11 protein-coding genes and 1 tRNA gene are annotated in these 15,831 nt (G+C 55.2%); 7 read left to right on the forward strand and 5 right to left on the reverse strand.

Annotated elements, in window-relative coordinates:
• Nucleotides 1–1,669 precede the first annotated feature (1,669 nt).
• From Pla100_RS27055 to Pla100_RS27065, 3 genes are all read right to left on the reverse strand, one after another.
• Complete coding sequence (locus Pla100_RS27055; RefSeq protein ID WP_146581949.1) at nucleotides 1,670–1,969, reverse strand: type II toxin-antitoxin system RelE/ParE family toxin; 300 nt, start codon at nucleotides 1,967–1,969, stop codon at nucleotides 1,670–1,672.
• Nucleotides 1,962–2,168: an addiction module protein gene (locus Pla100_RS27060; RefSeq protein WP_146581951.1), complete on the reverse strand. Its 207-nt coding sequence runs from the start codon at nucleotides 2,166–2,168 to the stop codon at nucleotides 1,962–1,964. The genes Pla100_RS27055 and Pla100_RS27060 overlap by 8 nt, the downstream gene beginning before the upstream one ends.
• A gap of 769 nt (nucleotides 2,169–2,937) precedes the next feature.
• Nucleotides 2,938–3,011, reverse strand: a tRNA-Pro gene (locus tag Pla100_RS27065).
• Nucleotides 3,012–3,154: 143 nt separating this feature from the next.
• On the opposite strand from Pla100_RS27065, the gene Pla100_RS27070 reads away from it, so the two are divergent.
• From Pla100_RS27070 to Pla100_RS27095, 6 genes are all read left to right on the forward strand, one after another.
• Entirely contained in the window at nucleotides 3,155–4,690 is a 1,536-nt protein-coding gene (locus Pla100_RS27070) for a sialate O-acetylesterase (RefSeq protein WP_146581953.1), read from the forward strand.
• A 40-nt stretch (nucleotides 4,691–4,730) separates the two neighbouring features.
• Entirely contained in the window at nucleotides 4,731–6,023 is a 1,293-nt protein-coding gene (locus Pla100_RS27075; RefSeq protein WP_231603687.1) for an MFS transporter, read from the forward strand.
• Between the two features lie 116 nt (nucleotides 6,024–6,139).
• Nucleotides 6,140–6,892: a C39 family peptidase gene (locus Pla100_RS27080; protein WP_146581955.1), complete on the forward strand. Its 753-nt coding sequence runs from the start codon at nucleotides 6,140–6,142 to the stop codon at nucleotides 6,890–6,892.
• A 2-nt stretch (nucleotides 6,893–6,894) separates the two neighbouring features.
• The gene (locus Pla100_RS27085) at nucleotides 6,895–8,352 is read left to right on the forward strand and encodes a RimK family protein (protein WP_146581957.1); all 1,458 of its coding nucleotides are present in this window, start codon (nucleotides 6,895–6,897) and stop codon (nucleotides 8,350–8,352) included.
• Nucleotides 8,352–9,623: a carboxylate-amine ligase gene (locus Pla100_RS27090; protein WP_231603688.1), complete on the forward strand. Its 1,272-nt coding sequence runs from the start codon at nucleotides 8,352–8,354 to the stop codon at nucleotides 9,621–9,623. The genes Pla100_RS27085 and Pla100_RS27090 overlap by 1 nt, the downstream gene beginning before the upstream one ends.
• Complete coding sequence (locus Pla100_RS27095) at nucleotides 9,620–10,393, forward strand: N-formylglutamate amidohydrolase (RefSeq protein ID WP_146581959.1); 774 nt, start codon at nucleotides 9,620–9,622, stop codon at nucleotides 10,391–10,393. The genes Pla100_RS27090 and Pla100_RS27095 overlap by 4 nt, the downstream gene beginning before the upstream one ends.
• On the opposite strand, the gene Pla100_RS32585 is transcribed toward Pla100_RS27095, so the two are convergent.
• Both Pla100_RS32585 and Pla100_RS32255 read right to left on the reverse strand, forming a co-directional pair.
• On the reverse strand, nucleotides 10,372–10,686 hold the full coding sequence (locus Pla100_RS32585; RefSeq protein WP_456238274.1) for an anti-sigma factor family protein: 315 nt from the start codon (nucleotides 10,684–10,686) through the stop codon (nucleotides 10,372–10,374). The two genes, Pla100_RS27095 and Pla100_RS32585, sit on opposite strands and share 22 nt — an antisense overlap.
• Complete coding sequence (locus Pla100_RS32255; protein ID WP_261344828.1) at nucleotides 10,665–11,435, reverse strand: sigma-70 family RNA polymerase sigma factor; 771 nt, start codon at nucleotides 11,433–11,435, stop codon at nucleotides 10,665–10,667. The genes Pla100_RS32585 and Pla100_RS32255 overlap by 22 nt, the downstream gene beginning before the upstream one ends.
• Before the next feature lie 101 nt (nucleotides 11,436–11,536).
• Here Pla100_RS32255 and Pla100_RS27105 point away from each other — a divergent pair, with 101 nt between their 5' ends.
• Nucleotides 11,537–15,820, forward strand: a complete 4,284-nt coding sequence (locus Pla100_RS27105) for a spondin domain-containing protein (RefSeq protein ID WP_197168271.1) — start codon at nucleotides 11,537–11,539, stop codon at nucleotides 15,818–15,820.
• The last annotated feature ends 11 nt before the right edge of the window (nucleotides 15,821–15,831 follow it).

A 15,831-nucleotide genomic window follows, 5' to 3' on the forward strand; every position in this document is an offset into this window, starting at 1 on the left:
GCAATTTTGCGGAGACACCACCCGAACAGCCGCTCAAACACCGCGACATCGAAATCAACAACAACTCCAGCAGGCCAAGTTTGTCTGCAGACGTTCAGAACAAATCCAAAGATCAACACGAGTAAATTGCTGAATCGAATTGCTTACGCAATGTACGGTATTGAGGCGTGCGGACGATGTATCATCAGCCGCGACGCGTCTAGATACTAGCGTTGAGCGAGGTTTTTGCAAATCTCGAAAGGGAAGTTCAGTGCCTCTATCGGTATCACAGTAGCTGAAACCGCGACAGAAGACCCCTCCGGCGGCTTGGATTCGCCTCATCTCGCCCCCCCACCGCAAGTAACCTGGCACTATTGTGCTAGTTTCTTCCCGAAATTGCTCTAAATGTCCAGGTTTAAGAAATTGGTTAAAAAATTGTTATGTCTGGTTTTTTGCCGTCTGCCTCTCTCCGTCCAAAGCGAGACACTTGGATCGAACTCGCCGAGGCCAGAAACGCTGGTCGCCGGCTCTGAAGCGTCGCAACAGCATCTGCGAGCATGGTAAACTGCGTTGTCCTTGAACCCGACCAGAAGTGGTGCCGCCCACCAATCGCATGTTGAGGGACCGCGAGCGTGCTACGCTCGGGATCAGTCTTGGGTTTCAGCCGCCCTTCAATCCCGAATCCCGGGTCTGACCCTTGCGAAGAACTCCCCAACGAACCGTTAAAAACATCAAGGCTTCGGGCGTTTGCAAATCAGGCTTACGTGCGTTCTCACGGATAGGCTACCCGATGAATCTCCTTTTCGAACCCTAAAACTACCAACGTTTGCCGTCTCCGACACGGTCCCTACAATCTCCCAACCTTCGTCGGGAGCCGTTTCAAGGGCCTTCTGAATTTGTGACGTGCCCGATAAGTGATCGACTATTTTATACTCCCACCGAGTGGTTGCCGCTCGATTTGCGTCTTGTGCCTGCAGCCAATCTGCGTTGATTATGACGGTAAAATGAAGGAGAACGGATCCAACTAGAAATATCCCCATCGCTTTCGTTATCGTCATTGTCTTCCCTATTTTTATTTGGCGGAACGACGGCGATCACCCAGTCGCCGCAAAAAAACTATGATTCAAAATTGCGGCTGACCGGCGATTTGGGTGGATCGCTTGGTTCTGCATTTGTGTCTGAGCGTGCGTCGCCGTTGCCGATAAGACTCTGCATCAGTGTAAAGAACGCATCGCACTTCGCAACGACCTGTGGCAGGTCGTTCAGCGCGCCTGTGGAAAACGAAGAAATGAATGAATGTCGACCCCGAACGGGGTCACAGCATGAGGAGTGAATGGGATGCGACCCAGTTCGGGGGCCAAGGTGATGTGGTTTTCCGTTGTCCGGTGGTGTTCGCTTCGCTCGACCACCGGCTAATGGCTGGCAACGCCTTCGGCGTAAAGGGGAGTGGGGCTTTGCTGACAGCCCAACGCGAGCCTCCTCATTTTGATTACGAGTACGAGCACCTTTTCACTGAGCACGAGCACGAGAGACACTTCGTGCCGGAACGGTTGACGTCACCTGGGACGGATCGCAGAAAGCTTCGGAGAACGCCTCGCTCGGAGGCAGACCCGGGTTTCGGGTTTCTACCGACCGTCAATCCCGAATCCCGCGTTTGATCCCGGCGCGAGCCTCCATCGCGACCGTTGCGTCACATTGAACGCTCGAACCACCCACTCTGATCAGAGGCGGCATGGAAGACGCCAAGGATTGCGACAAACTCGTCGCGGTTCTCGAACAGCAAGACATAGGGAAAACGATGAACCGTTGCCACACGCATGATTCCATAAACGCAGCCAAAAGACTCTGGGCGTTGCGACAAGTCACGTAAGCGATCGCGAAATGCGGAACGGAAGCGATTACCTAGATCGACAGAAATGTCGTCGTAGTAGTCGGTCGCGGATTTCAAGTCATCGACGACCATTGGGTGAAAGCGTCGTTTCTTAACCATCCACGCGACGCCAAAGTTCGTCCTCGTCAATTGCGATCGAGGGGTCGGCGTCAAGTTCGGCAGACCGACGGGATGCCTCGCGGATCACGTCAGGCGGCACAATGATGTGCTCAGGCGAAGACGCGATCTCGTCCCACAATTGAGTTACGATTCGGAGCTTCTCGCTGACAGGAAGGCCGCTTAGATCAGATGTGTTCATGCCAGTAGTATAACCGATTAGGTCGCACAACGGAAGGTTTTACGACACCGCCCTGAACGAAGCGAGCGATGCCAACTTCTGCAAGTATCCCGTCAATTACATTCTGAGTTACGCCAAGACGAGCCCAAACGCTCTGCCAAATTGGATCAAAGTCAGTGTCGACGCGTTTGAAGAAACGCAAGTCATCAATCAACAGATCAAGGAACTCGGATTCAGTTAACCATTTGACTTCGCTGAAAACGTCCGAGCGATTACGGACGAGAGAATCAAGGTCATGCGCGAGTTTGATGATAAGGCCAGGCCGACGCTTGCGGAGAAAATAGAGTAGTCCACGCGATTGCTGGAATTGGATGACCCAGTGGTCATCAAAATCGTCAAGCGGTAACCACGTGACGACGAAGCCGACCCCGAACGGGGTCACGGCATTAGGACTGAATGGGCTGCGACCCCGTTCGGGGGCCAAGACGATGTGGTTTTCCGTTGTCCGGTGGTGTTCGCTTCGCTCGACCACCGGCTAATGGCTGACAACGCCTTCGGCGTAAGGGGAGTGGAGCTTCGCTGACAGCCCAACGCGAACATCCCCATTTCGATTACGAGCACGAGCACCGTTTCACTGAGCACGAGCACGAGAGACACTTCGTGCCAGAACGGTTGACGTCACCTGGGACGGACACCGTGTATCCGAGCTCCAGTGCTCTTGCGATGACTCGATGTTCCGCAATTGCAGCCTTCTGTGCGGTATCCATTCGTTGCGTTTTTTTCTTGAAAGTCGGGGCGACAAGATTTGAACTTGCGACCTCTGCGTCCCGAACGCAGCGCTCTACCAGGCTGAGCCACGCCCCGATGTGGTTGGTGTGGTGGATATGTTCGTTACTTTTTCTCCGCTCGTCAATGTCCTATTTTTCAACCTGTTCGAGTACACTGGTGGCCTTCCCCGCCGTTGTTTCGGATTTACGAGACACAACTCCCCCGCCTTGAGGAAATCGATGCTTCGTTCGCTCCCAATCTCATTTTCGTTCTTCTGGCTGCTTGGATTCGTTGGTTCCGCCCAGGCCGAACTGCAGCTTCCTTCGATTTTTGGTGATTCGATGGTCATCCAGCGTGACCAAAAAGTTCACGTGTGGGGCTGGACCAATCCGGGGCAGGAAGTGACGGCGCAGTTGGGTGATCGTTCGGGGAAAGCGACCGCATCGGATTCGGGCCGGTTCGACTTGATGATCAACCCGCTGCCCGCCGGGGGGCCTTACGAACTCGTTATCAACGCGGACGAACAAAAGGTTTTTACCGACGTGCTCGTCGGTGAAGTGTGGGTTTGCTCGGGGCAATCCAACATGGCTTGGCCGATCCAGTCGGCCAACGACGCGGATCTCGAAATGCTGTCGGCGAATTTTCCTGAGATTCGGTTGATTTCCGTTCCCCAGGTCGGCACCCAGGAACCACAACGCGATTTCGAAGGTAGCTGGAAAGCGGCAACGCCCGAATCGGTTGCCGATTTCTCCGCCGTCGGCTTTCTGTTTGGTCGACGTCTGCATCAAGTCTTGGATGTTCCGATCGGATTGATCGACAACGCTTGGGGCGGTTCGTCGGCGGAGGCTTGGATCCCTCGGGACGTACTGGAAAAGGATGGCAAGTATGATGGATTACTCGCCGATTGGGATCAGCGAATGGCAAACTATGACTACCAAGCGATCGTGGCGGACTGGGAAACGAAGCATCGCAAATGGGTGGCCGACGGACGCAAGGGCAACCCGCCTCGGCGGCCACGGGACGATTCCGCAGGCAATCATCGGCCGGCCAATATCTACAACGGTGTGTTGTTGCCGACGATCGGTTACACGATGCGTGGGGTGATTTGGTATCAGGGCGAATCGAACGCGTCGCGGGCGTACCAATACCGCGATCTGTTTCCACTGATGATTCAAACGTGGCGTGAGAAATGGAGCCAAGGTGATTTTCCATTTTACTGGGTTCAGTTGGCCGACTTCCGAGCCGAAACCGACCAACCGACCGACAGCGATTGGGCCGAGCTGCGTGAAGCCCAAACGATGACCATGACGCGGCTCGCCAATACGGGGCAAGCCGTCATCGTGGACATCGGCGAAGGGCGTGACATTCACCCTCGCAACAAACAAATTGTGGCCAACCGGTTGGCGCGATGGGCACTGGCGAAGGACTACGGTTACGACATCGTTCATCAAAGCCCGACGTTTGCCGACGTTCAATTCGATGGCAAGCAGGCGACGCTGACGTTCGACTATGTCGGCGCGGGGCTATACACATTTGACGTCAACGAACCGATCGGTTTTGCGATCGCGGGTGAGGATAGGGTTTTCCATACCGCCGATGCCAAACTGGTGGGCAAAAACAAGATCATCGTGAGTTCGACAGAGGTGCCCGAACCGGTCGCCGTCCGTTACGCTTGGGCGGACAACCCGGTGAGCAATGTGCAAAGCCGTGATGGACTTCCGTTGACACCGTTTCGAACGGACCAGTGGCCGGGCGTGACGGCTCCGGCGGAGTAGTCCCCAATCGAATCATCGGCTTTTTACCCGAACGGAAACCGTGATCAACGGAGCCTCTTCTCACACGACCGGCGTTCTGTTCGGGTTCGCCTTTCTCAGCGCCGCGTCCTACGTCCTCAACAGCACGCTCGGGGTTAGCTTGTACCTGGCCCGGATCGGCGCGAACGCGTTGCCGATGGTCTTGGTCGTGTCGGCCGTTACGGTCGTCATCGTTTCGGCCTTGACCTATTTGGTGATTCTTTGGGTGCCGGCGAAGCGTTGCATGATTGCGATTTGGGGTTTACTCGCCGCTGCGTCGCTGGCCCTCTCGGTTGGTCTGGAGGATTCCGACCACTCGGTCTATCTGCTCGGGGCCATTTATGTGTTGGCGGAGATCCGTGGTTGTCTCAATACGGTGTTCTTAACGACCGTGATGACGGACGCGTTCGGACATCTTCCGAGTAAACGCCCTTACGCCCTCGTTTCGGCGGGTGCCCCGGTAGCCGGCATCGCCACCGGATTGATCCTTAACTACGAGGCATCTGAAATCACCGACGTTCAAACGATGCAGATGATTGCGGGACTGGATGTTGCGGTGGTGGTTTGTTTGGTTCTGTTTCGCGTTTCGAGGAACCAAGTGAGTGAGCTCGCAAACGACGACTCGCCCGCCGAGTCCGACCGAGCGGTTTTCATTCCCGAGGAATCGATACCCGAGGAGTCTGATGGTCCCCTCCCCGATATCCTTCGGTTTATGTACCGCTATCGGTTTTATCTGGGGGCATTGATCGTTTTGAAAACGGTCGCGTTGACGTTGATCGGTTACCAGTGGAAGTTCGCCGTTTCGAACTATTTGCATTCAGACGAAACCGCGTTGATTGCGTATTTCGCCGCTTATTTTGCGGTGACCGACGTCATTATTTTGGCAACTCAGATTTTGCTTGCCGGTCGGTTGCTCGATCGGTTCGGAATCCCGTTTGCGCTGATCGGTTTTCCGGTTTTGCTTCTCGCGCTAGGCGGATTGTCTTATGGCGTGCACTCGGCTTACGGTTGGTTTTTGCTGTTGACGCTTGCCAAAGGAAGCGATGTGATCCGTCGATCGATCCATGACCCCGCCGTGATCGCTTCCTTTTCGCTGTTGCGGGAGCGGATGCGGCGAGGTGCGATCGTGGTGATCAAAGGTATTTTCAAGCCGATCGCTGAGGTGCTCACGGCATCGGCATTGTTCCTTTATGCCGAAAACGCTCCCTTTGAGTCGCTAACTATCTATTGGTGGGCGGTCTTGATCCCGTGGGTGGCAGCGGCCGGGATGGTTTGTTTGCTCCGTCGCCACTGGAAAGCTATGAGATGGACTTGAAGTTCGATGGAGAGCTATTTTCTAGAATTTTAGTGAAACCCACTGGTGTCCAAGAAACGCGATGAGTACAACTCGCGCCGCCGCTATCTCAGCGGCTTGTCTTTGGATGGCACTTGATGCAACATTCTCTGCGTCTGCGGATTCAGGCCCAACCGACTGATTCGACCTGTGGGCCGACGTGCCTGCAGTCGGTTTATGCGTTTTACGATGACCCGGTGGATCTGAGCCAGTTGATTGATGAGGTCGGCCAATTGCCCAACGGCGGCACGATGGCGGTGCAATTGGCTTGTCATGCGTTGATGCGCGGATACCACGCGACGATTTATACATACAATCTACTGCTGTTTGATCCGACTTGGTTTGGTCGCGGGGCGGAAGACTCTTCGGAGCGGCAAGCGTTGCTCGCCGAGAAGTTGTCGCGCCAAGCGGAACTTAAAGGCGGCTTCGACGAACGGATCGGTCCGGCCACGGAAGCCTACCTCAAATACCTGCGACTCGGCGGACGGTTACGGATGGAGCCGCTTGAAGAAGAACTGTTGATTCGTTCGTTGAGCGCCAATGTACCTGTGTTGAGCGGACTTAGCGCGACGTTCTTGTACCAAGAACCTCGCGAACGGTCGCACCCGCCGAATCAATTCGGCAAGAGCAGCATCCCTGATGACGTCGGCGGTGAACCGGCCGGACACTTTGTCGTCCTGAGTGGCTACGATCCCCAGTCACGTCAGGTGATGGTGAACGATCCGTTGGCCAAGAATCCGTTCTCGGCGACGTCTTCTTATTCCATGCCATTGGCCAACGTGGCTGCGGCGATCTTGTTGGGTATCGTGACGTACGATGCCAACTTGTTGATGATACAAAAGTCGAATTGACGATGGACCGAGTGATTGTTACGGAATCGAGCGACCCGTGGATCAAAGAGATCGCCGGTGTGGCGATCGTCGACGCGACGGAGTACCTAACGGACCCAAAATGGAGTCGCCAGCGTGGCGTGAAGGTCTGTTGTTTGCCCAAAACGTTCCAGTACCAAAGCATCGGCTACTACGTCGCGTTGTTGGCCGACGCGCGTGGGCACCGCCCCGTGCCCAGCGTGATGACGGTGCAGGATTTGACCGGACGGGCGGCGGTGCGATTGATCCCGAAGTCCTTGGAAGAAACGATTCAACAAAGTCTCGAGTCGTTGCAAACGGACAAGTTCACCTTGTCAGTCTACTTCGGACAAAACACGGCAAAACGCCACGCCAGATTAGCTAAGGATCTGTTCAATCTTTTCCAAGCTCCGTTGTTGCGGTTTGAGTTTTCACGACGTAGCAAGTGGCGTTTACGAAAAGCTTGCACGTTCGGCGTCAGCGACATCCCCGAAGCTCACCGACCATTCGTGGTGGAATTTGCCAACGAGTATTTTGCCCGGCATCAGTCGATTCGAACGACGCACAAGTCGAGCCGCTTCGACATGGCGATTTTACACAATCCCGAGGAAGGTGATTTGGCGCCCTCCGATTCGGCCGCGTTGAAAAAGATGGTCAAGGCCGCCGCCGCGTCGGGAATCGCGGCGGAATTGATCACCAAAGACGACGCCGGACGTTTGTTGGAATTCGATGCGTTGTTCATCCGCGAAACGACCGCCGTCGATCACCATACTTACCGGATGGCCAGGCGAGCCGAACGGGAAGGTTTGGTGGTGCTCGACGACCCGCAATCGATTCTGCGATGCACGAACAAAGTTTTTCTGGCCGAGTTGCTGGAAAAATCGAAGGTTCCTATTCCCCAAACGATGATCGTCCATCGGGGCAACCAGGACCTCGTTGCTCAAAAACTCGGATTGCCGTGCGTGCTCAAACGACCCGACAGCGCGTTTTCGCAAGGCGTCGTCAAAGCAAACACGGAACGCGAACTGCACGATCACTTAGCCAATTTCTTTCAAGCGTCCGAACTGGTGATCGCTCAATCCTATATGCCGACCGACTTTGATTGGCGGATCGGCATCCTCGATCGGCGACCGATGTTCGCTTGCAAGTATCACATGGCACGCGGTCATTGGCAGATCGCCAAACACACCGAAGCCCAAGACCCGACGTTCGGTAAGTTCGAAACCTTGCCAATCGAAATGGCACCTCGCAAGGCGGTTGCCGTCGCTCAAAAGGCAGCTGACTTGATCGGCGACGGCTTGTATGGCGTCGACATCAAAGAGAGCGGCGGACAGTTTTTTGTGATCGAGGTCAATGACAATCCGAATTTGGACTCCGGCGTCGAAGACAAGTTACTTCGGGATGACTTGTATCTGCGGATTATGGAATCGTTCGTCCGTCGATTGGAAAAGAAGAAGGCTTGATGATGAGTGAATTGCATTTGTTCGACGCGTTCGGCATCGAACTCGAATACATGATCGTCGACGAAGAAACACTCGATATCGCTCCGCGAGCCGACGATGTGTTGTTGGCCCTGAATCGTTTGAACGATTCAAGCATCACGGTCCCGCCGACGGATTTTGAGCAGGGAGCCATCACTTGGTCCAATGAACTCGCCCGTCATGTCTTGGAACTCAAGACGACCGATCCCGCCAAGCGTTTATCGCGGGTGGCGAGCGATTTCGAGAACGCGTTGTCGGCGATCAAGAGTACCCTCTCGGGTGACGGGTTGCGTTTGCTTCCGACGGCCATGCATCCGTGGATGAATCCGGCGACTCAAACGCAGCTTTGGCCGCACGAGTATCATGAAATTTACGAAACCTACGACCGGATCTTCGATTGTCGGTCGCACGGGTGGGCGAACGTGCAGAGCGTTCATTTGAACTTGCCGTTTCATGGCGAAGAGGAGTTTGCCAAATTGCATGCGGCAGTGCGTTTGCTTTTGCCGATCTTGCCGGCTTTGGCGGCGAGTTCGCCGATCGTCGATGGCAGGGCGACCGGACGCCGGGACTCTCGGTTGCAATACTACATCGATCACTGCCGCGTGATTCCTTCGTTGACCGGGCCGATCATTCCCGAAGCGGTCTACGACGAATCGACTTACGAATCCACCATCTTCGCTCCGATACGCCGAGACATCCTGCCGCACGATCCAAATCAAGTGATGAACCACGAGTTCCTCAACGCTCGTGGTGCGATCGCGCGATTCGATCGCGGTTCGATCGAGGTCCGCGTGATGGACGTGCAAGAGTACCCCGGCGCGGATCTGGCGATTTGTGGATTGGTGGTTTGCGTCGCCAAGCTCTTGGTCGCCGAAACATGGACGTCGCTGGACCGGCAAAAAGAAATGCCAACCTCATCGCTGCGGACGCTCTTGGATCAAATCATCGTCGACGGCGAAAGGACCGTGATCACTGACCTGGAGTTCTTGCAACATTTTGCGATCGACGAACCCAAGATCACCGCAAAAGATTTGTGGACGATCTTGATCGAACGGGCTCGCGATGGCGACTCCAGTCTCGATGCGGTGGCGGCGCCGTTGGAAGTCATCCGCAAACATGGTACGTTGGCGACGCGGATCTTGAAGACGCTGGACGTTCGACCTGGCGATCCGATCTCGCCCGAAGCGTTGCATGACGTTTATCAGGAACTCGCCGATTGCTTGAGCCGCTGGGAACCGTTCTATCCATCGTGAATCGAGTCACCGGCCCCACTTCACCGCATTGGTTGATCACGTGCGAGCACGGTGGCAACGACGTCCCTGCGGCGTACGCCGTGCATTTTCAATCCGCTCACGCGAAACGGTGCTTAAACAGTCATCGCGGTTACGACCCGGGGGCGTTGGATGCGGCAAAGCGGTTCGCGGTCGCCTTGGACGCGCCGTTGATATCCTCCACCACGACTCGTTTGCTGGTCGACTTGAATCGCAGCGAATCGTCGTCCGATGTGATCTCGGAGTTTGCTCGCGTGCTCAGCGATGGCCAACGCGAGTCGTTGATTCGCCGTTTTCATCGGCCCTACCGTCAAAAGGTGATTGACCACTTAGACGCGGTCATCAAACCAAACGAGCGGATCATTCACCTGTCGATACACACGTTCGTCCCACGTTTCCGAGGACAGCTTCGCCAAGTGGACGTGGGGATTTTGTACGATCCCGCTCGGTCACACGAAGCCGTTTTTTGTGAACGTTGGATCTCAAAATTACAAATGGCTAACCGGCGTTGGCGAGTCAGTGCCAATGAGCCGTATGCGGGCACCGACGATGGTTTGACGACAACTTGCCGAGGCCTATTCGATGCCGAACAATACTTGGGCATCGAAGTCGAGATCAACCATCGTTATCACAAGCGATCGCGAACGGGAGTGGAGCGAATCACGGATCGATTGATTCACGGGTTGGCGAGTCCGTCAATGGGAGCTCCGTTGAGCCCCGCAGCAAGTTATCAGGAGGATTCGCGACAGTGACGAATGGCGGCTCGGATGCGAGCTTTCGCGTCTGGACTAAGGCAGACTTCGGATGAATCGTTTCGATCGGATCGTCGCCGAGTCGTTTCAACCACTGCCTGCATTTGTTTCTTGAATGTCCGACAGACGCGGCACGGAATCCAGTGCCCATGCAAAGCAAGCCATTCATCCCAGTTCAAGGGTCGATCGAAGGAATCCGACATGAGGCGAGACGCTTCGTCACAGCGAAGCGTCAAGATCATTTTGATTTGTCGAGCGAGCTTTCTCACGTCTACTGGTTCCCCCTGAACCATTGGGAATTCAAACAATCACGGATCGCCAACCGGCAACGTTGTAACCTCATCGAAAGATTTGTCGGAGAAATCCGAAGCAATTCACAAATATCTTGAGGTGATTGCTGGTTTATTTCTCGCAGTATGAAAACTTCCGCCAACTTGTTGGGCAGTTTTTCAACACAAATGTCGAAAATATTGCGGAACTCGGCGTTTTCGCAGATGACCGCCGGGTCGTCGTGCCAGGCTTGCCGGGAAGTTGGTTGAGTTTCGGAGTCGCGAATCGTTTCGGCTTGCGATTGAATGAACGCATCGCTGCGCTGACTCCTTCGATAGTGCTCGGCGATTTTCCGCCTCAAGATCGCGAATAGCCAGGTGGAAACGGTCGACTCGTTCCGGAACTGTTTCTTTCCGATGATTGCTGCGATGAAGGTGTCCTGGACCAGGTCTTCGGCAAGTGCGGCATCGCTTACTTTTGCGATGGCGAATCGGAACATCGAATCCCCGAACTGTTCGACCCAGGTTTCCGCGCGGATCGCGATCTCCTCCGAGTTCGGTTGGGCACTCGCGTCGTTTTCGGGCGGCGAATCCCCGACGATCTTCGACGAGTTTGCTGGTTGAGAGGTGTGGGGAGAAATTTTTTTGATTTCCTCGAATTTTTGATGTGAAGAATTTTTTCTTCGAGCGACTAACCGAGCGTCACCGTTGAGTACTCCACAACGATGCTGATGGAATGCCGTTTTGCTTCGGTTTTCCGCCAGTTTTCCCAAAACCTTGTCATTGGAATGTTGTAGCCATGTCGTTTGCTGTTGCCCGCTTGTTCCGCCGTTTTCGTTCAGTGACTCAATCGCGACTCCCCCGAAAAGCTTCTATGCGTCGTGGTATTCGTCTTGAGACTCTTGAGCGTCGGCAATTGCTGGCCGCAGAGGTTCTTCAGATTTCGGTTGAGAACCTATCTGTTGAAGGTGGTCTAGCAAACACTCCGTTATGGATCGGAGCCCATGATGGCAACTTCGAAATCGGTCGGATCGGCCAGGCGGCAAACGACTTCGGTGGGCTCGAAGAACTCGCCGAAGAAGGCGACGTCGCCCCACTGCGTGCACGATTCGCAAACGAGGCGGTTGGCAATGATGGTGTGCTCACCGCCCCATTGGGCTTTGCGGGGGCTCCGATTTTTGAGCCGGGTGAGACCGTCACCCAAACGTTCACGGTGGATGACACGACGTTATCGCCGTATTTCAGCTATGCCTCGATGCTGATTCCATCGAACGACGCCTTTATCGCCAACTTGAATTCTCGAGCGATACGCTTGTTCGATGAAACGGGTCAATTCACAGGCAATCGCACGATTGAAATCTATGGGAGCCAGGTATGGGATGCTGGCACGGAGGTGAATGCGGTCGGTGGTGGGCCGGCTTTTGTGATCGACGCGGGCACTTCGACAGACGAGAACGGTTTGATTCACTTGCACGAGGGTCTCGATAACTTCATCGGCGTCGGTTTGCCGACCGGTGAGCCACTCCGGCGCGCCTTCGCGGATCAAACGCCGATCGCGCGAATCAGCATCTCGTTAGCGAGCAAACCAAGCGGCCCCGAGGACGCGAGCGGCCCGTCTCCCGTATTGTCCGCCGACGACTTGGTTCAACGGAGCGACTATCACGAAATATCCGTGACCTATCGTGATCCGTCGGGGGTCGACCTGACGAGTATTTCGCCGGCAAACCTGCGCATCACCGGTCCATTGCTGACGCAATTGGATGTGGTCTCCGTATCGACCGACGCGCCTTCGTCGGCGATCACGAGTGGAACACCGGTCACGGAAGTAACTGCGACCTACCGCCTGTCACCATCGACGCTGACTTCATCGGGAACTTTCACATCGCTTGACAACGGAACTTACAGCGTTGTTTTGCTCGACCGACAGGTTAACGATTCTTTCGGGATTGCCAGTTCGGGTCAACGGCTGGGCGAATTCACCGTGGATGCTCCGGTGCGACTGACGGTAACTTTTGAAAGCCTGGCTGATGATGGCGGCTTGCGTCAAACTCCGCTTTGGATCGGCACTCACAACGGTAATTTTGAAATCGCCCGGGCGGGCAGACCCGCGAGCGATTTTGGAGGCTTGGAAGAATTGGCCGAAGAGGGGGCGTTGGATGCACTGATCGCGCGTTTTCGGAGCGAAACAGTCGGCAATGGTGGTGTGATTACCGCGCCATCCGGATTCGCGGGGGCGCCGGTTTTCGAGCCCGGAGAGGTTTTCTCGGGCACACTTGATGTCGATGATCCAACGACGAATCGCTTTTTTAGCTATGCCAGCATGGTGATCCCTTCCAACGATGCGTTTATCGCAAACTTGGACCCACGAGGCATCGAGCTGTTCAATCAATCCGGACAATTCACCGGTACACGAACGATCACAATTTACGGCCAAGACATTTGGGACGCCGGAACCGAAGTCAACGGCAGCGACTTGGGGGCCGCCTTTAGCAGCGAAGGCGGAACATCAATCGACGAGAACGGAGTCATTCGGCGTCACTTGGGATTGGATGAGTTCGTTGACACCGGATTGGTGAGTGGCGAAACGCTTCGGTCTGCTTTCGATCAGATGACTCCGATCGGCCGCATTACGATCGCGATGTCCGATACACCGACCCTGGCGATCGACCAACGGGGACCACTCGCCACCGCCGATGCACCGTCGTTGATCGGTCAGGGGCAGTCCACGCATTTGATCCGTGTCACCTACAGCGATGCGTCGGGGATCGATCGTTCCAGTGTGGGCGTCGATGACTTGAAAATTGTCTCTACCACCGGGCGTGAATTGCAAGTCGTGGGCATTACCATCGAGCCCGCAAACGCTCAGTCAAGCCGCAATTTGACTGCGATCTACGAAATCGCACCGGTGGACGGAAACGGGTTTAGCACCGAGGACAACGGTCTCTATTTTGTGAGCCTCAATGAATCCGAGGTCGGCGACGGGTTTGGGAACCAGTCCGGTGTCACAGCCTTGGCGTCGTTCGAAGTGCGCGTCGCTGTGGAGCTAGAAATCACGGTCGAGAATCTTACGGATATCGGTGGCTTGGCTCAAACGCCGTTTTGGATAGGCGTGCATGATGGAAGCTTTCAGGTGGCAAGGGCGGGAGTCTCCGCGAGTGAATTCGGAGGCTTGGAATTACTCGCCGAAGAGGGAGACGTCAGCGAGCTAGCGGCACGCTTCAGTGGTCAATCCGACGGGGTTGGTGGCGTCGTGCTCGCGCCAGGCGGGTTTGCCGGCGCACCAGTCTTTGAACCCGGTGAGTCGGTGACCGAACACTTGCAAGTTTTCGACACCAATCAAAACCGATTTTTCAGTTTCGCCAGCATGGTGATCCCTTCCAATGATGCGTTTATCGCCAACCTCAATCCTCGTGCCTATGAACTGTTCGATCATAACGGTTTTTTCACCGGCCCGCGGACCATTACGATCTACGGGAGTGACATTTGGGATGCCGGGACAGAGCAAAACGGCATCAGCGCCGGGGCTGCTTTCTCGACCCTTCCGGGCGACGGCGTCGACGAGAATGGCGTGATTCAAAGTCTTTCCAGTTTGAACGAGTTCATTGGAACACCGATCGCGAGTGGCGGAAACTTGGAGTCCGCCTTCAGGAGCCGGACTCCGATCGCCCGAATCACCATTGGAATCGCCGGTCAAGCAAACTCGGTCGTTGATTCCGAAGGTCCCTTGGCTTCGGCGAGCGCTCTTTCCATTGAAGTCGCCGGGACGGCATCTCAAACCATCACCGTCGTTTACAACGACCCGTCGGGGATCGACCTGACGTCCATCGACACCGACGATATCCGGGTCACGGGTAGTCTAAATCGAGAGTTAACCGTAACCGATGCTTCGACCAATGCGATCCCCGGCACCACGCCGAATACCGTTGCGGTAACCTACACCGTTGCGACCTCCGATGGTGCATTCACGGCGCGAGATAACGGTGTTTACTCGATCGCCCTGACCGACGATGGGCCTCGCGACACATTCGGACAAGCCGCAACAAGAGGGCGAATCGGTACTTTCAATGTCGATGTGGGCGTCCGATTGCAGGTCAATATCGAGACCTTGACGGAGATTGGTGGACTTTCTCAAACGCCATTCTGGGTCGGCTTTCATGACGGTTCCTTCGAGATCGCTCGAACAGGTCGTCTTGCGTCGGATTTCCCTGGCCTTGAGTTGATTGCCGAGGAGGGCGACGCGAGCGAGCTGATCGAACGATTCCAGATCCAAACGGATGGCACTGGTGCGTTGTTAACCGCACCCGGCGGTTTCCCCGGGGCACCGGTTTTTGAGCCCGGTGAATCCAGCAGTCAGATACTCGAAATCTCCGATACTCGCGAAAATCGTTTCTTCAGTTTCGCCAGCATGATTATTCCTTCCAATGATGCCTTCATTGCCAACCTCAATCCGACTTCCTACGAGCTTTTCGATTCCGCAGGTAACTTCCGTGGCGAACGACGAATTACGATCTTCGGACGTGATGTTTATGATGCGGGCACCGAGGTCAATTCCGCAGTCGGTGGTGGTGCGGCTTTTTCGCCCGATAGCGGAGACGGAATGGATGAAAACTCCGTGATTCGTCGCCACCTCGGTCTTGATGATTTCATTGGAACCGGCTTACCCACGGGAAGTACTCTCGGTTCCGCCTTCGGACCGCTAACGCCGTTAGCGGTGCTTACGGTTTCGTTGCACGATCCCGAAGCCCATGTGTGTTCGGGGGTCGACGGTGCATGCTCCGTTCGAAGCGTCAGTTTGCAGAATACCCAAAACAATGTCGACGTAAACCGCGATGGTAGCGTGACAGCCTTGGACGCGTTGCTTGTCATAAATTTCCTCAATGAATTTGGGAGCCGTGAGACAGTTACCGATGAGGCACAGCGGTTTGGTGTCGACCTGGATGTGGGGGGCGACTCGGTTGTCTCGGAACTTGACGCACTATTGGTGATCAATGAACTAAACCGCCGAACCGCGAGTCAAGCCGCTGGCGAGTCGGTTCGCCCGACGCATTTTGGCGATGTCGAAGCAGTCGATGCTGTTCTTGTTCATTCGGAAGGTCTTGCAGGAGCCTTTTCGAGCGATGACGATGAATTGGACGATGTAATCGCCATGCTATTTTGAAATGCGCCAAG

The sequence above is a fragment of the Neorhodopirellula pilleata genome (genome assembly GCF_007859915.1).
Lineage (GTDB): Bacteria > Planctomycetota > Planctomycetia > Pirellulales > Pirellulaceae > Rhodopirellula > Rhodopirellula pilleata.